This window comes from Streptomyces sp. NBC_00988 (genome assembly GCF_045162645.1).
GTDB lineage: Bacteria > Actinomycetota > Actinomycetes > Streptomycetales > Streptomycetaceae > Streptomyces.
The window spans coordinates 1,425,245-1,448,483 of record NZ_CP108730.1; the positions used below are offsets into that span (position 1 = coordinate 1,425,245).

Consider the following 23,239-nt stretch of genomic DNA (forward strand, 5'->3'; position numbering starts at 1 on the left):
CAGCCGCTCAGCGAGCCGACGGACGGTCTCCTCGTCGAACAGGTCGGCCGCGTAGAGAATCCCGCCGCGCAGACCATCGGCAGAACCGCTGTCCGAACGACGCTCGCTCAGGGAGAGGGAGAGATCGAAGCGAGCCGCGAGGTCTTCCGTCTGCGGAACCTGCTCGACCGCGAGTCCTTCGAGATCCCAGTGCGGCTCGGGCACGTTCTGGAGGGCCAGCATCACCTGGAACAGGGGGTTGCGGGCGGCAGAGCGGGCCGGGTTCAGCTCGTCCACCAGCCGCTCGAACGGCACATCCTGATGGGCGTACGCCGACAGGTCGGACTCCCGGACGCGCGCCAGCAGATTCCTGAACGACGGATTCCCGGCCAAGTCGGACCGCAGGACAAGCGTGTTGACGAAGAGGCCGGCCAGTTCGTCCAGTTGGGAGTCCGAGCGACCGGCGACCGGGGTGCCGACACAGACGTCCTCTCCCGCACCCATCCTCGCCAACAGCACGACGAGCGCGGCGTGCACGACCATGAACATCGTCGCCCCACCCTGCACGGCCAGTTCTGTCAGCCGGGTATGCGTGTCCGCACTCACCGACACCGGTATCTGACCGCTGCGGAAGGACGGCGCCGCCGGACGCGGACGGTCGAAGGGAAGCAGCGTCTCCTGTGGCGCACCGTCCAACTCCCGCCGCCAGTACGCGACCTGGCCCGCGCCCGCACTCTCCGGGTCGTCCAGTTCGCCCAACACCTCCCGCTGCCACAACGCGTAATCCGCGTACTGGACAGGAAGCGGCTCCCAGCCCGGGGCCTCCCCCGCGAGACGGGCGCGATACGCGGCTTGAAGGTCGTTCGCCAGCACGCCCATCGACCAGGCGTCCGTGGCGATGTGGTGGGCCAACAGCAGCAGCACTCGTTCCGTGTCCGAGACCTTCAGCAGTGTGGTCCGCCACGGCAGTTCCACCGCCAGATCGAACCCACGCCCGGTCTCGTCCTGCATGGCGTCGCGCCACCGCTCGCCGGCCTCGACCACCACCAGTTCCGGACGGCTGCCCGCGCCCTCCAGTACCTGCTGATACGGCACGCCCTCGATGTCCGGGAAGACCGTACGCAGACTCTCGTGCCGATCGGCGATGTCACCCAACGCCGCCCGCAACACGTCAATGTCGAGGTCACCGGTCAGACGCAGGGCAAAGGGAAGGTTGTAGGCAGCCCCCGCTCCGTCGGCGCCGTTCCCGTCCATCCGGTTGAGGAACCACATGCGCTGCTGAGCGAAGGACAACGGCACCCGCTCGGGACGCTCCCCACGCCCCAGCACCGCCACGTCCGTCGTAGCTTCGGCACTCTCGACCAGCCGTGCCACCCCGGCCACCGTCGGCTCCGCGAAGACCTCACGAACACCGACCGACACCTCCAACACCGAGCGGATACGGGCGATCAACCGCATCACCAGCAGCGAATCACCACCCAGCTCGAAGAAACTCTCCTCCGCACCGACCCGCTCCAGATCCAGAACCTCACCGAACAGAGCGGCAAGCGCCTCCTCGACCGGGGTCGAGGGCGCCCGGCCGCCGTCCGCCGCGCGCTCCGGCTCGGGCAGGGCATCACGATCGACCTTGCCGTTGACGGTCAGCGGGAACGCGTCCAGCACCACGACCGCCGACGGGACCATGTAGTCCGGCAGCCGGGTGGCGGCGAAGGCACGGAGGTCGGCGGTGTCGGCACCTCCGACGGCGTAGCCGATCAGACGGCCGTCCCGTACGACGGCCACGGCCTGCTCGACCTGCGGGTGGGCAGCGAGAACCGCTTCCACCTCACCCAACTCGACACGGAACCCGCGGATCTTCACCTGCTCATCCACACGCCCCAAAAACTCCAACTGCCCATCAACCAACCACCGCACCACATCACCCGTGCGATACATCCGCCCACCGCCGTCGAACGGACACGCAACAAACCGACCCGACGTCAAACCAGCACGCCCCGCATACCCACGCGCCAACCCAACCCCCGACACATACAACTCACCCCGCACACCCACCGGCACCGGCCGCAAAAACGCATCCAGCACAAACAACCCCGCATTACGCAACGGCCGCCCAATCGGCACCACACCAGCGCCCGCACCCACACCAGCACCCGCACCCGCACCCGCACCCGGCCCCAACGGCAAACTCATCGCCGCACACACCGTCACCTCAGTCGGCCCATACGCATTCACCATCCGCCGACCCACCGACCACCGCTCCACCAACCCCGGCGAACACACCTCACCCGCCACCACCAACGTCTCCAACCCCGACGGCAACACCCCCTCCTCCACCGCCAACACACCCGGCGGAACCGTCACATGCGACGCCCGAGACAAACGCAACGCCTCACCCAACGACACCCGCGGCGGCAACCCCCAGGCACCCGCCACCACCAACACCCCACCCGCACCAAACGCCATACACAACTCCGACACCGCCGCATCAAAACTCAACGACGCAAACTGCAACACCCGCGCACCCACACCCACCCCAAACCGCTCAATCTGCCCAACCGCCAAATTCACCAACCCCACATGCGACACCACCACACCCTTCGGCCGCCCCGTCGAACCCGAGGTGTAGATGATGTAGGCGAGCTGGTCAGGAGCGATGTCCGGCAGTTCGCACGAGTCGCCGTCCGAGTCGCCCAACTCGCCCAACTCGTCGAGCAGGACCGTCTCCACGGCGTCGGACCACCGGCCGGCGGTCTCGGGTGCGATCAGGACCAGTTCGGCGTCGCTGTCGGCGACCATGTAGGCGAGCCGGTCGGTGGGGTACTCGGGATCCAGCGGGACGTACGCGCCACCGGCCTTCCACACCGCCAGGATCGCGATGATCGCGTCCATCCCACGCGGCAGGCACAGCCCGACCCGGGACTCACGCCCCACACCACGCGCCACCAGCCCACGCGCCAACGCATCGGAACGCGCGTCCAGTTCCGCGTAGGACAGCGTCTGGTCCTCGGAGCACAAGGCGTCCGCCTCCGGCGTCCGCGCCACCCACCCGCGGAACAGCTCCATCACCGTTGAGGCATCGAGTTCGCTCGCGGTGTCGTTCCACTGCTCGACGACCGTCGCCCGCTCGGCCTGGTCCAGCACCTCCACGGCGCTCAGCCGCAACTCCGGGTCGGCGGCTACCTGCTCCAGCACCCGCACCAACCGCTCGGCCAGCCGGCGGACCGTTCCCTCGTCGAACAGGTCGGCCGCGTAGAGAATCCCACCGCGCAGACCACCGGCAGAACCGCTGTCCGAACGACGCTCGCTCAGCGTCAGGGACAGATCGAAGCGAGCCGGAGGATCTGCCAGCGGCGGGACCTGCTCGACGACCAGCCCTTCGAGGTCCCAGTGCGCCTCGGGCACGTTCTGCAGCGCCAGCAGTACCTGGAACAGCGGGTTGCGCGCCGCGGAACGGGCCGGGTTCAGCTCGTCGACGAGCCGCTCGAACGGCACGTCCTGATGCGCGTACGCCGACAAGTCGGACTCCCGGACGCGCGCCAGCAGGTCACCGAACGTGGGGTTACCGGAAGCGTCGGACCGCAGGACGAGCGTGTTGACGAAGAAGCCGGCCAGATCCTCCAGTTGGGAGTCCGAGCGACCGGCAACCGGCGTACCGACACAGACGTCCTCCCCCGCACCCATCCTCGCCAGCGACACGACCAACGCGGCATGCACGACCATGAACATCGTCGCCCCACCTCGCGCCGCCAACTCCGTCAGCCGAGCATGCGTCTCCGCATCCACTCCGACCGGAACCGACCCACTACGGAACGACGGCACCGCCGAACGCGGACGATCAAACGGCAGCACCGTCTCCTGCGGCGCACCCTCCAACGCCCCACGCCAGTAAGCGACCTGACCCGCACCCGCGCTCTCCGGGTCGTCCAACTCGCCCAGCACCTCCCGCTGCCACAACGCGTAGTCCGCGTACTGGACGGGAAGCGGCTCCCGCTCGGGCGCCCGGCCGGTCAATCGAGACAGGTACGCCGTCTGCAGGTCGTTCGCCAGCACGCTCATCGACCAGGCGTCCGTGGCGATGTGATGGGCCACCAGCAACAGCACACACTCCGCCGCCGAAACCCTGAGCAGAGTGGTCCGCCACGGCAGCTCCGCCGCCAGATCGAACCCACGCCCGGCCTCGTCCTCCATGAGTTCACGCCACCGCTCGCCGGCCTCGACCACCTGGAGCCGGGGACGGCCTTCCGCCCCCTCGCAGATCTCCTGGTACGGCACCCCCTCCACATCCGGGAAGACCGTACGCAGACTCTCGTGCCGGTCGGCGACGTCTCCCAGCGCGGCCTGCAGCACCTCGATGTCGAGGTCACCGGTCAGACGCAGGGCAAAGGGGAGGTTGTAGGCAGCGGCCCCCTCAGAGCCCTCCCCGTCCATCCGGTTGAGGAACCACATCCGCTGCTGCGCGAAGGACAACGGCACCCGCTCCGGACGCTCCCTGCGCGCCAGGACGACAGCCCCCGACGCTCCGGTGCTCTCGACCAGTCGCGCGACACCGGCCACCGTCGGCTCCGCGAACACCTCACGGACACCGACGGACACCTCCAGCACCGACCGGATACGAGCGATCAGCCGCATCACCTTCAGCGAGTCACCGCCCAGCTCGAAGAAACTCTCCTCCGCACCGACCCGCTCCAGATCCAGAACCTCACCGAACAGAGCGGCAAGCGCCTCCTCCGTCGCCGTGACCGGCCCACGAGAAGCACCCGCACCCACATCCGGCACAGGCAGGACATCACGATCGACCTTGCCGTTGACGGTCAGCGGGAACGCGTCGAGGACGACGACCGCCGACGGGACCATGTACTCGGGCAGCCGGGTGGCGGCATGCGCGCGTACGTCCTGACCGTCCACGTCCCCGACCACGTAGGCGATCAGACGGCCATCCCGTACGACGGCCACGGCCCGCTCGACCTGCGGATGAGCGGCGAGAACAGCTTCGACCTCACCGAGTTCGACACGGAAGCCGCGGATCTTCACCTGCTCGTCCGCACGGCCTACGAAGGCCAGTTGACCGTCGGCCGTCCAGCGGGCCAGGTCACCGGTGCGATACATCCGCCCGCCGTCGCCGAACGGGCACGCCACAAACCGCTCCGCCGTCAGGTCCGGGCGGTTCACGTAGCCACGCGCCAGACCATCCCCCGCGATGTACAACTCACCCGCCACACCCACAGGAACAGGGCGCAGGAACGCGTCGAGCACATAGGTACGGACGTTGCCCAACGGGCGGCCGATCGCGGGCGGAGCATCCGCGCCCGTAATGCCCTCCTCCAGGAGGACGGCAGTGGTGATGACGGTGGCCTCGGTCGGCCCGTAGGTGTTCCAAAGCCGGGCGCCCGCACGCCACTTGGCGGCCAGCCCCGCCTCCAACCGCTCCGCACCCAACACCCAGTTGGCAATCCCCGACACCGCATCCGGCTCCAACGCACCGAGGAACGAGGGCACCACACTCGCCACACTCACACCGGACGCCTCGATCATGCGGGCAAGTGCAGCGCCATCCAGCCGCTCATCGGACGAGGCAATCGCCAACGTGCCGCCCGCCGCCAGCGTGACCGCCACATCCAGTACGGCCGCGTCGAAGCTGAACGACGCGAACTGCAATGCCACCACCCCGGGTTCCACACCCAGCACCGGACGCATCACCGAGGCCAGATTCGCCACGGAAGCATGCGCCACAGCCACGCCCTTGGGACGCCCCGTCGACCCCGACGTATAGATGACGTAGGCCAAATCACGGGACACGACAGGCACGTCAACCGGCTCCCCGGACTCGATCGCGATGCCGTCCAGGAGAACGGTCTCACCGCTCAGCGATCCCGCTGTCTCCTCCGTGACCAGCACCAGTTCGGCACCGCTGTCGGCGACCATGTAGGCGAGTCGCTCGGACGGATACTCCGGATCCAGCGGGACGTACGCCCCGCCGGCCTTCCACACCGCCAACATCGCCACGACCATCTCGACCCCGCGCGGCAGGCACAGACCGACCCGGGACTCGCGCCCCACGCCACGCGCCACCAACCCACGCGCCAACGCATCCGACCGCGCATCCACCTCCGCATACGACAACGCCCGGCCCTCGCACCACAGCGCAACCGTCCCCGGAGCACTCACCACACCGGCACGGAACCGCTCCAACACCGTCGAGGTGTCAACCGAGTTCGCGGTGTCGTTCCACTCCTCCACGACCGTCGCCCGCTCGGATTCCTCCAGCAGGTCGAGGTCGCTCAGCCGCAACTCCGGGTCGGCCGCGACCTGCTCCAACACCCGCACCAGCCGCCCAGCCAACCCACGAACCGTCCCCTCATCGAACAGGTCCGCGGCATAGAGAATCCCGCCACCCAGCCCAGCCGGAGCGCCCTGACCGGACCACTGCTCGCTGAGACCCACCGACAGGTCGAACCGGGCAGGCGCCATCTCCGGCGGGATCTGCTCGACGGTCAGTCCCTCAAGCTCCCAGTGCGCCTCGGGCATGTTCTGGAGCGCGAGCATCACCTGGAACAGGGGGTTGCGGGCGGCAGAGCGCGCTGGATTCAGCTCGTCCACCAGCCGCTCGAACGGCACGTCCTGATGGGCGTACGCCGACAGGTCGGACTCCCGCACCCTGCGCAACACCTCGGCGAACGACGGATCCCCCGCCAAGTCGGACCGCAGGACAAGCGTGTTGACGAAGAAGCCGGCCAGATCCTCCAGTTGGGAGTCCGAGCGCCCGGCAACCGGGGTACCGACACAGACGTCCTCCCCCGCACCCATCCTCGCCAGCAACACGACCAGCGCGGCGTGCACGACCATGAACATCGTCGCCCCACCCTGCGCCGCCAACTCCGCAAGCCGGGCATGCGTCTCCGCATCCACTCCGACCGGAACCGAACCGCTACGGAACGACGGCACCGCCGGACGCGGACGGTCGAACGGCAACGCAGTCTCCTGCGGCGCACCCTCCAACGCCCCCCGCCAGTAAGCGACCTGACCCGCCCCCGCGCTCCCCGAGTCGTCCAACTCGCCGAGCACCTCCCGCTGCCACAGCGCATAGTCCGCGTACTGGACCGGCAGCGGCTCCCACCCCGGGGTGTCCTCCCCGGCGAGACGGGCGCGATACGCATCTCGAAGATCGCCCGCTATCACGCTCATCGACCAGGCGTCCGCGGCGATGTGATGGGCCACCAGCAGCAGGACCCAATCAGCGTCCGAGACCTTCAGCAAAGTGGTCCGCCACGGCAGGTCGACCCCGACGTCGAAGCCACGCCGGATCTCGTCCTGCACGAACTCACGCCACTGCTCGCCGGCTTCGGCCACCACCAGTTCCGGACGACTGCCCATGCCCTCCAGCACTTGCTGATACGGCACGCCCTCGACGTCCGGGAAGACCGTACGCAGACTCTCGTGGCGGTCGGCGATGTCACCCAGCGCCGCAGCCAGCGCGGCCACCTCCACCCGTCCGTTCAGACGCAACACCAGCGGCATGTTGTAGACAGCGTCCGTGCCCTCCGCGTCAGCCTCTTCCATGTGGTTGAGGAACCACATCCGCTGCTGCGCGAAGGACAACGGCACCCGCTCCGGACGCTCCCTGCGCCCCAGCACCACCACACCCGCCGCTGACGCTCCGGCGCTCTCGACCAACCCCGCGACACCCGCCACCGTCGGCTCCGCGAACACCTCACGAACACCGACCGACACCTCAAACACCGACCGGATACTAGCGATCAACCGCATCACCAGCAGCGAATCACCACCCAGCTCGAAGAAACTCTCCTCCGCGCCAACCCCCTCCGCACCGAGCAACTCGGCGAACAGCCCGCAGAGCACCTCCTCCGTCGGAGTCACCGGCCCACGGGAAGCACCCGCGCCCACATCCGGCACAGGCAGCACAGCCCGATCCACCTTGCCGTTCACCGTCAACGGCAGCGCATCCAGCACCACCACGGCCGACGGCACCATGTAGTCCGGCAGCCGTGTCGCCGCATGAGCCCGCACTGCGTCCTCGTCCACGTCCCCGACGACGTAGCCGACCAGACGGCCGTCCCGTACGACGGCCACGGCCTGGTCGACCCGCGGGTGGGCGGCGAGAACCGCCTCCACCTCGCCCAACTCGACACGGAACCCGCGGATCTTCACCTGCTCGTCCGCACGGCCTACGAACTCCAACTGGCCGTCGGCCGTCCAGCGAGCCAGGTCACCGGTGCGATACATCCGGCCGCCATCCTCGCCGAACGGGCACGCCACGAAGCGTTCGGCGGTCAGGTCCGGACGGTTCACGTAGCCACGCGCCAGGCCTGATCCGGCGATGTACAACTCACCCGCGACACCGACGGGAGCAGGGCGCAGGAAGGCGTCGAGCACATAGGTACGGACATTGCCCAACGGGCGGCCGATCGCCGGCGGAGCACCCTCACCGGTGATGCCCTCGTCCAGGAGGACGGCGGTGGTGATGACGGTGGCCTCGGTCGGCCCGTAGGTGTTCCAAAGCCCGGCACCAGCACGCCACTTGGCGGCCAGCCCCGCCTCCAACCGCTCCGCACCCAACACCCAGTTGGCGATCCCCGACACCGCATCCGGCTCCAACGCACCGAGCAGCGACGGCACCACACTCGCCACACTCACACCGGACGCCTCGATCATGCGGGCCAGTGCCGCACCGTCCAGCCGCTCCTCGGACGAGGCAATCGCCAACGTGCCACCGGCGGCGAGAGTGACCGCCACATCCAGTACCGCCGCGTCGAAGGAGAACGACGCAAACTGCAACGCCACCACCCCGGGTTCCACACCGAGAACGGGCCGCATCACCGACGCGAGGTTGGCCACGGAGGCGTGTGCCACGGCCACACCCTTGGGACGCCCCGACGACCCCGACGTATAGATGACGTAGGCCAGTTGGTCGGCAGTGACATGCGGCAGCACACCGAAATCGCCGTCCAGCTCGTCGAGCAGAACAGTCTCGACATCCGCAGACAAACGGTCGGCGGTCTCGGCTGTCACCAGGACCAGTTCGGCATCGCTGTCGGCGACCATGAACACCAGCCGGTCGGACGGGTATTCGGGATCCAGGGGCACGTATGCCCCACCGGCCTTCCACACCGCCAGCATCGCGACGACCGCTTCCGCACCGCGCGGCAGGCACAACCCGACACGGGACTCCCGCCCCACACCACGCGTCACCAACCCACGCGCGAGGGCGTCCGAGCGGGCCTCCACCTCGGCATACGACAACGCCCGACCTTCGGACCACAGCGCAACCGCCCCCGGCGCCGTGACCACATTGGCGCGGAACCGCTCCAACACGGTCGAGGTATCAACCTCGTTCGCGGTGTCGTTCCACTCCTCCACGACTGTCGCCCGCTCAGGCTCCTCCAGCACCTCCACAGCACTCAGCCGAAGCTCAGAGTCGGCCGCAACCTGCTCCAACACCCGCACCAGCCGCCCAGCCAGCCCACGAACCGTTCCCTCGTCGAACAGGTCGGCCGCGAACAGAATCCCGCCACCCAGCCCAGCCGGAGCACCGCTGTCGGTCCAGCGCTCGCTGAGGTCAACCGACAGGTCGAACCGAGCGGCGGGCTCCTCCACCGGCGGAACCTGCTCCACCCACAGCCCCTGCAGTTCCCACCGCGCTTCGGGCACGTTCTGGAGGGCCAGCATCACCTGGAACAACGGATTGCGAGCGGCAGAGCGCGCTGGATTCAGCTCGTCCACCAGCCGCTCGAACGGCACGTCCTGATGGGCGTACGCCGACAGATCGGACTCCCGCACCCTGCGCAACACCTCGGCGAACGACGGATCCCCCGTCAAGTCAGACCGCAGGACAAGCGTGTTGACGAAGAACCCGGCCAGCCCCTCCAACTGCGCATCCGAACGCCCGGCAACCGGCGTACCGACACAGACGTCCTCCCCCGCACCCATCCTCACCAACAGCACCACCAGCGCGGCATGCACGACCATGAACATCGTCGCCCCGCCGCGAGCGGCCAACTCCGCAAGCCGGGCATGCGTCTCCGCATCGACGTCCACCGGAACCGACCCGCTACGGAACGACGGCACCGCCGACCGCGGCCGGTCGAAGGGAAGGACCGTCTCTTGCGGCGCACCCTCCAACTCCCCCCGCCAGTACGCGACCTGACCCGCCCCCGCGCTCCCCGGGTCGTCCAGCTCGCCCAGCACCTCCCGCTGCCACAGCGCGTAATCCGCGTACTGGACAGGAAGCGGCTCCCAGCCCGGAGCCTCCCCGGAAAGCCGCGCACCATAGGCAATCTCAAGGTCGTTCGCCAGCACCCCCATCGACCAGGCGTCCGTGGCGATGTGATGGGCCACCAGCAACAGGACCCACTCCGCCTCGGAGACCTTCAGCAGCGTGGTCCGCCACGGCAGTTCCACCGCCAGATCGAACCCACGCCCGGCCTCGTCCCGCATGACGTCACGCCAGCGCTCGCCGGCCTCGACCACCTGGAGTCGAGGACGCCCCTCGGCACCCTCGCGGATCTCCTGATAAGGCACCCCCTCCACATCCGGGAAGACCGTACGCAGACTCTCGTGACGATCGGCGATGTCACCCAGCACCGCATCCAGCGCAGTCACATCCACCCGCCCCAACAGCCGTAGGCCGAAAGGCATGTTGTAGGCGGAGGCCCCCGCCCCGTCGGCGCCGTCCCCATCCATCCGGTTGAGGAACCACATGCGCTGCTGGGCGAACGACAAGGGCACCCGCTCGGGACGCTCCCCACGTCCCAGCACCACCACACCCGCCGACGCTCCGGCGCTCTCGACCAACCCCGCGACACCCGCCACCGTCGGCTCCGCGAACACCTCACGGACACCGACCGACACCTCCAGCACCGACCGGATACGAGCGATCAACCGCATCACCAGCAGCGAGTCACCACCCAGCTCGAAGAAGCTCTCCTCCGCGCCAACGCTCTCCAGCCCCAACACCTCGGCGAACAACCCGCACAAGGCCTCCTCCGTCGCCGTCACCGGCCCACGAGAAGCACCCGCACCCATATCCGGCACCGGCAACGCGGCGCGATCGACCTTGCCGTTCACCGTCAGCGGGAACGCGTCCAGCACCACGACCACCGACGGAACCATGTACTCGGGCAGCCGGCCGGCGACGAACGCCCGCAACTCCCCACCATCCACATCGCCGACCACATACGCGACCAGACGGCCGTCCCGGACCAGCGCCACGGCCTGCTCAACCCGCAGGTGGGCAGCGAGGACAGATTCGACCTCACCCAACTCGACACGGAACCCGCGGATCTTCACCTGCTCATCCACACGCCCCAAAAACTCCAACTGCCCATCAACCAACCACCGCACCACATCACCCGTGCGATACATCCGCCCACCGTCGTCGAACGGACACGCAACAAACCGACCCGACGTCAAACCAGCACGCCCCGCATACCCACGCGCCAACCCAACCCCCGACACATACAACTCACCCCGCACACCCACCGGCACCGGCCGCAAAAACGCATCCAGCACAAACAACCCCGCATTACGCAACGGCCGCCCAATCGGCACCACACCAGCGCCCGAACCCGCACCCGCACCCGGCCCCAACGGCAAACTCATCGCCGCACACACCGTCACCTCAGTCGGCCCATACGCATTCACCATCCGCCGACCCACCGACCACCGCTCCACCAACCCCGGCGAACACACCTCACCCGCCACCACCAACGTCTCCAACCCCGACGGCAACACCCCCTCCTCCACCGCCAACACACCCGGCGGAACCGTCACATGCGACGCCCGAGACAAACGCAACGCCTCACCCAACGACACCCGCGGCGGCAACCCCCAGGCACCCGCCACCACCAACACCCCACCCGCACCAAACGCCATACACAACTCCGACACCGCCGCATCAAAACTCAACGACGCAAACTGCAACACCCGCGCACCCACACCCACCCCAAACCGCTCAATCTGCCCAACCGCCAAATTCACCAACCCCACATGCGACACCACCACACCCTTCGGCCGCCCCGTCGAACCCGAGGTATGGATGACGTACGCGGCGTTGGCGGGACGCAGGGGAGCCGTGCGCTCGGCGTCGGTCACCCGGCCCGGGGTGTGCCGTGCCACCGCTGCCACGACCTCCGGGTCGTCCAGGGCGATCGCCCGGTCCCTGGCGGTCTCCGGCAGCAGCTCGCGGCCTGCCTCGGTGCACAGCACGGCGACCGGGTCGGCGTCCTCGATCACGAGGGCGAGCCGGTCCGCGGGATGCCCGGGGTCCAGGGGGACGAAGGCGCCGCCGGCCATCGAGACCGCGAGGAGCGCGATCACCGTGCCCGCCGACCGTTCGGCCACCACGGCGACCCGGCGCTCCGGCCCGACCCCCAGGGTGATCAGGTGCCGTGCCAGGCGGCCCGCCTCGTCCTGCAACTCGGCGTAGCCGTAAGCCCGTTCGTCCGAATCCAGGGCCGTCGCATCCGGCGTCCGCCGCACCTGGCCGGCGAGCAGTTCGGGCAGCGTCCCGATGGGCGGCTCGGACTGGATGTCCTGCCAGTCCCGGGTGACGCGGGCCAGTTCGTCGCCGGCCAGCAGTCCGAGGCGGGCCAGCGGTGCCCGCGGATCGGCCGCGAAGCCTTCGAGTACCTGCTGCAGTGCGGCCAGCACCTGTTCGGCGCCGGCCCGGTCGAACAGGTCCGTACGGTGGTCGAGTTGCAGCTCCAGCCGCTCGCCCGGCCCGACGATCAGGCCGAGCGGATAGTGGCTGGCGTCCCTCGTCCGGCCGTCCAGCCGGATGGTGAGGGAGTCGGGGTCGTCCGGCACCGCGGCCGCCGGGCGTGGGTAGTTCTCGTACACCACGAGCGTGTCGAACTCCGCGCCAGGTCCGGCGAGTTCCTTGATCTCGGTGAGCCCGAGGTGCTGGTGGCCCAGGAGGGCGACCTGGCGCGCCTGCAGTGTGCGGAGCAGGTCGGCGACGGAGAGGCCACCGGCCAGCTCGACCCGGACCGGCAGCGTGTTGATGAACAGGCCGATGAGCGAGTCGGCACCCGGCAGGTCCGTGGGGCGGCCGGCGACCGTGGTGCCGAACACCACGTCCTCGCGGCCGGCCAGCCGGGCGAGGACCAGCGCCCACGCGCCCTGCACCACCGTGGCCATGGTGACCCCGTGCTCGCGTGCCAGTGTCTCCAGCGCCCGGGTCAGTTCCGCGCTGCACTCGGCAACCAGCGCCTCCGGCCGCAGCGGCGCCCGGGCGGGGTCGGCCGGGGCGACCAGGGTGGGCTCGTCCGCCCCCGCCAGCTCCGCGCGCCATGCGGCCCGTGCCGCCTCGCGGTCCTGGCGGCCCAACCAGGCCAGGTAGTCCTTGTACGAGCGGACCGAGGGCAGCGCCCGCACATCGCCCCCGGCCCGGTACAGCTTCGACAGCTCGTCCACCAGGATCGGCAACGACCAGCCGTCAAGAACGATGTGATGGGTCGTCATCACCAGCCGGTGCCGCCGCTCGCCGAGGCGGATCAAGAGCAGCCGCAGCAGCGGGCCCCGTTCGAGATCGAAGCCGGCCGACAGTTCGGCCTCGGACAGCCGAGCCGCCTCGGCCGCCGCCTCGTCCTGCGGCAGGCCACTCAAGTCGACCTCACGCCAAGGGAGTTCGGCGTGCCGGGCGACGACCTGCACGGCCTGGCCCGACCTGCGCCGGCGGAAGCCCGCCCGCAGAGCGCCGTGCCGGGCGATCAGGCCCTCCCAGGAACGGCGGAGCCTGTCGACGTCCAGCGGCCCGTCGAGGGCGAGGGCCCGCTGTCCCGCGTACACGTCGGACGCCCCGTCTCCGAAGGCCGCGTGAAACAGCAGCCCCTCCTGCAGGGGCGACAGCGGCCAGATGTCTTCGATGGCGTTCCGGGTCCGGGTCATCGCGTAGATCTCCTCACAGCGGTAACAGCTTCGGTTCGGCAGCACGAACAGAGCGTCAAGGGGCGGAAGTCGGGAACGGGGTGGCCCGGAACGGGGGCCGGAGAGCGTGACAAGAGGTGGAAGGAGGTGGAAGGAGAAGGACAGTCGCGGCGATCAGTGATGGTCGTCGGCGAACTCGGACTCAAGGGCCTCGATCTCGTCCTGGTCGAGATCGAGCAGTGCGAAGTCGGAGGGTGTGTGGCCGCCGGCCGACGGATCGGCGGTATGGACGGCGAGGCCTTCCAGCAGTTCCAGCCAGGCCCGGCCCAGACACTCCGCCCGGCTCTCGCCGAGCAGCGTCCCGGGCCAGCTCAGCGTGATGGTCAGCAGCGGCCCGTCCGAGGTGTCGGCCACCAGGGCGCCGGCTTCCAGCGTGTGCTGCACCGGCATGTCGGGATCCGCCGTACCGACCATCGCCGCGTCCCCGGCCGTCTGCCAGGCGCGGACCGGGCCCGCGTCCGGTCCGGCAGCGGCGAACCGGCCCAGATAGTTGAAGCCGATCTCCGGCACGGGAAGATCCGCCAGCACCCGTGCCGCGTCCGGGTTCGCCCAGCGCAGCAGACCATGGCCCAGTCCGTCTCCCGGTACCGCCTGCACCTGCTCCTTCACCCGCTTGACCAGCTCGCCCGCCGAGGCACCACCGACCGCGGCATCGTCCAGATCCAGACCCGACACCTCCAGCCGCAACGGCTGCACCGCGGTGAACCAGCCCACCGTCCGGGACACGTCCATGCCCTCCGCCAACGGCTCACGGCCATGCGCCTCAACGTCCACCAGCAGCCCACCGGTTGCACCGTCCCGCGGACGCCACCGCGCCACGGCTCCGGCCAGTGTCGCCAGCAACACCTCGTGCACACCGCAGTGGAAGAGCGCCGAGGTACGGCCGACCAGGACGGCACTGCGATCGGCGGGCAGCGTCCACTCCTGGCGGGAGAGGGTCCGGACGATGTCACGGGCCGGGTCCAGGGCCCGCGATCCGACCACCGCGCGCCCGTCGGCCCCGGTCAGCAGACCCACCCAGCGGTCCAGCTCCGCCACCCGCTCCGCGCTCCGCGCCGACCGTTCCAACTGCCGCGCCCAGGACCGGAAGGAGACACCACCCGGCTCCAGGGCGGTCCCAGGCTTCCGACCCGCGGCCACGGCCTCGCAGGCCGCCCGCAGGTCCGGCATCAGCACGCGCCACGACACCCCGTCGACCACCAGATGATGCGCTACGACGACCACACGCCCGACCCGGTCCGGGCCGGCGTCCACCCACACCGCGCGCACCATCACCCCGGCCACCGGATCCAGACCTGCGACCGCGTCTACGGCAGCGTCCCCGGCCACGTCGTCGAGGCCGTCGTCGGGAACACCGACGGCATTCACCCGCACCACCCGGCCGGACAGATCCACCTCGTCGGGTTCCGGCACCACCAGCACCGGATCGTGGGCCCCGCCGCGCACACGGGCCCGGAGCATGACGTGCCCGGCCAGCACCGCTCCCAGCCCTGCCTCCAGCACCTCCGTCCCCAGCCCGGCGGGCGCCCCGACCGCCATCCACTGCGCGAACCCCGGCCGCAGCGCATCAGCGCCCAGGGACCGCATCACCGGCGTCCACGGCACCTCACCGACACCGCCGTCCTCGATCTCTTCGGACGCGTCCTCGGTCCTGGCCGCCACCAGCGCGAGCCGCTCCGGTGTCTTCTCCTCGAAGACCTGCCTGGGCGTCACCACCCACCCGGCCCGCCGGGCACGGGAGGCGAGCAGCATCGACATGATCGAGTCACCGCCCAACTCGAAGAACCCGTCTCCGATCCCGACCCGCTCCAACCCCAGCACTTCGGCGAAGAGCGCACAGAACGTCTCCTCCACGGAGGTCCCGGGCGCCCTCGCGACCACGGATGCGAGGTCGGGGGCGGGGAGGGTGGATCGGTCGATCTTGCCGTTGGCGGTCAGGGGAAACGCGTCGAGGACGACGACCGCCGACGGGACCATGTACTCGGGCAGCCGAGTGGCCGCATGCGCGCGTACGTCCACCTCGTCCACGTCGCCGACGACGTAACCGACCAGACGACCATCCCGTACGACGGCCACGGCCCGCTCGACCTGCGGGTGCGCGGCGAGAACAGCTTCGACCTCACCGAGTTCGACACGGAAGCCACGGATCTTCACCTGCTCGTCCGCACGCCCCACGAAGGCCAGTTGACCGTCAGCGGTCCAGCGGGCCAGGTCACCTGTGCGATACATCCGCCCGCCGTCGTCGTCGAACGGGCACGCCACGAAACGCTCGGAAGTCAGATCGGGGCGGTTCACATAGCCACGGGCCAGACCATCTCCGGCGATGTACAACTCACCGGCCACACCCACGGGGACAGGGCGGAGGAAAGCGTCCAGTACGTAGGTACGGACATTGCCCAGAGGCCGGCCGATCGCGGGCGGAGCATCCTCACCCGTGATGCCCTCCTCCAGCAGGACGGCGGTAGTGATGACGGTGGCCTCGGTAGGCCCGTAGGTGTTCCAAAGCCGGGCGCCCGCACGCCACTTGGCGGCCAGCCCCGCCTCCAACCGCTCCGCACCCAACACCCAGTTGGCAATCCCCCGCACCGCATCCGGCTCCAACGCACCGAGCAGGGAAGGCACCACACTCGCCGTGGTCACACCAGCCGCCTCGATCATGCGCGCCAGTGCCGCCCCGTCCAGCCGCTCCTCCGACGAGGCAACCGCCAACGCACCACCGGCAGCGAGGGTGACCGCCACATCCAGCACGGCCGCGTCGAAGGAGAACGACGCGAACTGCAGCGCCACCACCCCGGGTTCCACACCCAGCACCGGACGCATCACCGACGCCAGATTCGCCACCGAGGCATGCGCCACGGCCACACCCTTCGGACGCCCCGACGACCCCGACGTATAGATCACATAGGCCAGTTGATCGGCAGTGACATCCGGGAGGTCGCGCGACTCGTCGTTCAGCTCGTCGAGCAGGACAGTGTCGACGTCCGCGGACAAACGGTCGGCGGTCTCCGCTGTCACCAGGACCAGTTCGGCGTCACTGTCGGCGACCATGAACACCAGCCGCTCGGAGGGGTATTCGGGATCGAGCGGGACGTACGCCCCGCCGGCCTTCCACACCGCCAGCATCGCGACGACCGCTTCCGCACCACGCGGCAGGCACAACCCGACCCGGGACTCCCGCCCCACACCACGCCCCGCCAACCCACGCGCCAACGCATCCGACCGCGCATCCACCTCCGCATACGACAACGCACGACCCTCGGACCACAGCGCAACCGACCCCGGAGCCGTGACCACATTGGAGCGGAACCGCTCCAACACCGTTGAGGTATCGACCTCGTTCGCGGTGTCGTTCCACTCCTCGACAACCGTCGCCCGCTCGGATTCCTCCAGCAGATCGAGATCGCTCAGCCGCAGTTCCGGATCGGCCGCGACCTGCTCCAGTACCCGCAGCAGACGGCGAGCCATGTGCAGCGCATCCCGGCGGTCGAACAGATCGGAGCGATGGTCGAGGCGGATTTCGAGGCCGTCCACCGGAGTGACCCCGAGGGCCAGCGCGAAGTTGGTCGACTCGCGGAGCTCGGTGGCCGTGAGGGTGAGCCCGGCGCCGAGGGGCTGGGCGTCGAGGTCGCCCGGGTAGTTCTCGAAGGCCAGCAGGGTGTCGAAGGTCGCGCCGGGACCCGCGGCCCGCTGCACTTCGCTCAGTCCCACGTGCTGGTGGTCGAGCAACGCCGACTGCCGCGCCTGCAGCTCCTCCAGAGCCTCACCCACCGACCGGGCCGGATCCAGATCGACGCGGACCGGCAGTGTGTTGATGAACAGGCCGAGCATCGCCTCCATCCCCGCGAGCTGTGCCGGGCGCCCGGCCACCGTCGCCCCGAACACCACCGCACGTCGCCCCGTCAGCTGCCCCAGCACCAGACCCCACGCCAGCTGCACCACGGTGTTCAGCGTCACGCCGGCCCGACGGGCGACCCGCTCAAGATCGCGCGCCAGTTCGACACTCGCGCGCTCGGTGACCCGGTCCAGGACGACGGACGCCGTCACGCTCAGCTCGGCCGGGGCGACGAGTACCGACTCCTCGACCGGCGCCAGTTCGATCCGCCACGCCTCCAGCGCCGCCGATGTGTCCTGCCCGGCCAGCCATGCCCAGTACGGCCGCGACGACACCGGCGCACCGAGCCCGTCCGCCCGGCCACCGGCCGCGTAGAGCGCCCACAGCTCTCGCAGCACGAGCGGCAACGACCAGCCGTCCAGCAGCAGATGGTGGAGCGTCACCACCATCCGTGAGCGTCCGGCTCCCTCCCTGACGAGCGCCACCCGCAGCAGCGGCGGTGCCGTGAGGTCGAACCGCGCGGCCCGCTCCTCGACACCCACGCGCTCCGCGGCAGCGCCGTCCGAACCCGTCACATCGACGTCGTGCCATGGCAGTTCGGCCCGGTCGACCACGACCTGCACCGGTCCCGCCGCTCCCGCGACCTGGACGAACCCGGCCCGCAACGCCGTATGCCGGTCGAGCAGCGCCTGCCACGAGGCCCGCAGCAGAGCCCCGTCCACATCGCCGTCGAGCATCAGGACGAGCTGCTCGACATAGACGTCCACGCCCTCCTCGTCGAAGAGGGAGTGGAACAGCAGGCCCTCCTGAAGTGGCGCGACGGGAAGTACGTCCACCAGACCCGCGACCGCCGCCTCGATCTCCTCGACGTCCGCCTGGTCCAACGAGACCAGCGGGAAGTCCGACGGCGAGTGACCACCCGCCCCGCCCCGGACGTCCACGACCAGCTCGGCGAGCCCGCCCGCCCACGCCTCCAGCAGCCCGCGCGCCCGCCCCGCACCCAGCAGCCGCGCCGGGTAGGCCAACTCCAGCTCCAGCTCCGGACCGTCCGCCGTCTCACGTACCGATCCCAGCAGCTCCAAGGCGTGCGTCGGCGCGGCGTTCGGCGCGCTCCCCGCCCCGAATCCCTCGCCCACGCCCCGGCGCCCGAGGTAGTTGAACCCGACCTGCGCCGACGGCAGGCCCGCCAACACCCCGGCCGTGTCCGGATTGACGTACCGCAGCAGCCCGTAGCCGAGCCCGTCGCCGGGGACCGCCCGCACCTGCTCCTTCGTCCCGGGCACCGACACACCTCGGTCCGCGGTCAGCCGCACCGGACGCGAGGAGGTGAACCACCCCACCGTCCGCGACAGGTCCTGGACGCCCGGCAGCGGCTCACGCCCGTGGCCCTCGACGTCCACCAGGAACGCGCCCGTCCCGGCCCACTCACCAACCGCCCCGGCAAGCCCCGCGAGCAGCACCTCGTCCACCCCGGCATGGAACGCCGCCGGAACCGCCGTCAGCAGCGCCGCCGTCACCTCCGCCGGAACGCGGACCGACACCTCGCGAACCGTCGCACCGACATCCACGACCGCGTCCGACGGCACGTCCGTGAGCGGCAGATCCGGACCGTCCAGCACCGCCCGCCACGCCGTCAGCTCGGCCACCCGCTCCGGCCGCTCCGCCTCCGCCGCCAACTCCCGTGCCCACGCCCGGAACGGCACCGGAAGCGGATCCCACTCCACGACGCGCCCCTCGGCGAGCCCCTTGTACGCGGACCAGAGGTCTGCCAGCAGCACCTGCCAGGACACCGTGTCCACGACCAGATGGCAGGCCACTACGACCATCCGCCCAGCCGCGTCCGGCCCCGCGTCCAGCCACACCACCCGCACCATCACCCCGGACGCGGGATCCAGCCGCCCCACCGCCGCCGCGATCTCCGCCTCCACCCATGCCGCCGGATCCACACCGCCGGTCTGGACGCGCGCCACCAACCGGTCGAGCGGAACTGTCAGCCCCTCCGGGACCACCAGCACCTCCCGCTCGGCCACCAACCGCGCCCGCAACACCTCATGGCGCTCCACCAGGGCCGCCACCGCGCCCCGCAGCGCCATTTCGTCCAGCCCTGCTGGCGCCTCCACCACCATCGACTGCACGACCGCGTGCACGCTGTCGGCGCCGACCCGGTCCAGCACCTCGCGCATCACCGGTGTCAGCGGTACCTCACCGACGGCGGAGTCCACCGGTCGAGCGCCGTCCACCGCCCCGCCGACCGGCTCCGCCACCGCGGCCAGCCGCGCCGGCGTCCGCAGCTCGTGCACCTGCCGAGCCCCTACGACCAGCCCCTCGTGGCGAGCCCGCGACACCAGCAGCATCGCCGTGATCGAGTCACCGCCCAACTCGAAGAAGCTCTCCTCCGTCCCGACCTGCGCCACCCCGAGCAACTCCGCGAACAGCCCGCACAGCACCTCCTCGGCCGGAGTCGACGGCGCCCGACCAACACCCACCGCGGCCTCCGCCATCGGCAGGGCGACGCGATCGACCTTGCCGTTGACGGTCAGCGGGAGCACGTCCAGCACCACGACAACCGACGGGACCATGTACTCGGGCAGCCGGCCGGCCGCATGCACGCGTACGTCCTCCTCGTCCACGTCCCCGACGACGTACCCGACCAGACGGCCATCCCGTACGACGGCCACGGCCCGCTCGACCTGCGGGTGGGCGGCGAGGACGGCTTCGACCTCACCGAGTTCGACACGGAAGCCACGGATCTTCACCTGCTCGTCCGCACGGCCCACGAAGGCCAGTTGACCGTCAGCGGTCCAGCGGGCCAGGTCACCGGTGCGATACATCCGCCCGCCGTCGTCGCCGAACGGGCACGCCACGAAGCGCTCCGCGGTCAGGTCCGGGCGGTTCACGTAGCCGCGGGCCAGGCCATCCCCCGCGATGTACAGCTCGCCGGCCACACCGACGGGGACCGGGCGGAGGGACGTATCCAGTACGTAGGTGCGGACGTTGCCCAGCGGGCGGCCGATCGCGGGCGGAGCATCCTCACCCGTGATGCCCTCCTCCAGCAGGACGGCGGTGGTGATGACGGTGGCCTCGGTCGGCCCGTAGGTGTTCCAAAGCCGGCCGCCCGCACGCCACTTGGCGGCCAGACCCGCCTCCAACCGCTCCGCACCCAACACCCAGTTGGCGATCCCTGGAACGGTGTCCGGCTCCAACGCGCCGAGCAGCGACGGCACCACACTCGCCGTAGTCACGCCCGCTGCCTCGATCATGCGGGCAAGTGCCGCACCGTCCAGCCGCTCCTCGGACGAGGCAACCGCCAACGCACCCCCGGCAGCCAGCGTGACCGCCACATCCAGCACGGCCGCATCGAAACTGAACGACGCAAACTGCAGTGCCGTGACGCCGGGTTCCACACCGAGAACGGGCCGCATCACCGAGGCCAGATTCGCCACCGAGGCATGCGCCACAGCCACACCCTTCGGACGCCCCGACGACCCCGACGTATAGATCACATACGCCAACTGATCGGCAGTCACATCCGGCAGCACACCGGAATCGCTCCCCAACTCACCGATCCACACGGTGTCGACGTCCGCGGACAGACGACCAACAGTCTCCTCCGTCACCAACACCAACTCAGCACTGCTGTCAGCGACCATGAACTCCAGCCGGTCGGACGGGTATTCAGGGTCCAGCGGGACGTACGCCCCACCGGCCTTCCACACCGCCAGCATCGCCACGATCGCTTCCGCACCACGCGGCAGGCACAACCCCACCCGGGACTCGCGCCCCACACCACGTGCCACCAGCCCACGCGCCAACGCATCCGACCGCGCATCCACCTCCGCATACGACAACACACGACCCTCGGACCACAGCGCAACCAACCCCGGCGCATCGGCCACCCAGCCCCGGAACCGCTCCACCACCAAACCAGGCTCAAGCAATCGCTCCGTGGCGTTCCATCCGCCCGTCACCAGGCCACGCTCGGCATCCCCCGCCACCCCGATCCGCCGCACCGGCGCCGTAGGGTCCCCGACCGCCCGCTCGACGAAACCGACCAGTGACCGGTGGACCGCCCGCACCCACGCCCGGTCGTAGAGCGCCGCGTTCGCCTCGACGGTGACCTCGATCCCCGAGTCCGTCCGGTCGACCAGCACCCCGAAATCCTCGACCAGTCGGGTCGACAGGTCCCGTGCCACGCCTCTGCAGTCGCCGAAGGCCAGTTCCCCGGTCCGCGGCAGGATGTTCACGTACGGCCCGAAGTGCCAGCGGTCGCCCTCCGGCCAGCCCAGTTCCCGGCGCAGCCACTCGCCCCGGTACCGCTGGTGCCGGAGCAGCTCACCGACGGTCGCGTCGGCCGTGCGTGCCAGGTCGAACAGGCTCGCTCGGGCGGGGATCGGGAACCGCAGGGGCAGCATGTTCGCCCGGGTGACGCGTGCCCGCAGGTCCGCCTCGCCCACGCGCCCGGTCACGGGCAGGCTGAGCAGCGCCTCGGCCGACCCTGCCATGCCGCTCACGAAGGCGCCGGTGGCGGCGATGAGCAGTCGGGACGTCCGCAGGCCGGCGGCGTCCGCCGCGCCCCGCAGCGTACGGACGCCGCCGGGTGCGAGGGCGCCCGTCTCACGCAGCACCGCCCCGGCACCGCGCTCGCCCTGCTGGAGAAGTCCGGAGACGCCGGAAAGGCGTGCGACTTCCGCCAGTTCGGGCCTGTCCGAGAATCGGTCGCGGAAATATCCTTGGTCGTCGGTGAATTCGGTGGACTTCCGGTAACTCGCCTCGCCGTAAAGCCCTTCTTCCAACGAGACGGCCTCGAAATCCGGGAGTGCCCCGCCCCCGATGTGCGCCGAATACACCTCGGCGACCCGGCGCGCCATCAGTGTGCACGCGTAGCCGTCGAGCAGGAGGTGGTTGTAGCCCTGGAACCAGCAGTACCGATGCGAGTCGATACGGAAGAGCACGAAGGAGAACAGGTGCGCTCCCAGTGGATCCTCGACCCCGGCCAGTTCCTCGCGCATCCGGGTTTCGATCCATGCCCGGCCGTCGCCGCGGTCCGCGTCTGGTTCCTCTACGCGCAGGTTCCATCGCCGGACGGTGTGCGGCACGGCTCGCGCCCCGCCGGCCGCGTCCTCGGCGAATCGCATGCCCAGGATCTCCGTCTCCTCGACCGTGCGGCGCAGCGCGGCCTCGAAGGCGGGCACGTCGAGCGCGCCAGTGATCTCGACGGCCTGCCCGACACCGTAGAGCGCGCGCGGGCCCCCCAGGCGCTGCGCGTGCCAGATGCCTTTCTGGCTGTCGGAAAGGGGAATGCTGCCACTGATTCGCTCGCTCATACCCACCCTTAATCCCTGTTCCCGCTCCATGGGCATGCCGGTGCCCAATGCGCCATTCCATAGGAAAATCAAGGCAGAGAGCTTCGGCTCGGGAAGCTCCTGGGAATCTCACCCCGTGGACCGAAAGGCCGGGTGACACGTCGTCAAAGTCTGTTCACGA

At 69.9% G+C, this 23,239-nt stretch carries 2 protein-coding genes (1 of these 2 only partly in view); both read right to left on the minus strand.

Annotated elements, in window-relative coordinates; all coding sequences use genetic code 11:
* Positions 1 to 13,884, minus strand: partial view of a non-ribosomal peptide synthase/polyketide synthase gene (locus tag OG496_RS06660; protein WP_405969989.1) — the start only. It extends 14,592 nt beyond the left edge of the window; 13,884 of the gene's 28,476 nt are visible here — the first part of the coding sequence; its start codon is at positions 13,882 to 13,884; its stop codon lies off the left edge, out of view.
* A gap of 153 nt (positions 13,885 to 14,037) precedes the next feature.
* Positions 14,038 to 23,079, minus strand: a complete 9,042-nt coding sequence (locus OG496_RS06665) for an amino acid adenylation domain-containing protein (RefSeq protein ID WP_405969990.1) — start codon at positions 23,077 to 23,079, stop codon at positions 14,038 to 14,040.
* Positions 23,080 to 23,239 lie beyond the last annotated feature (160 nt).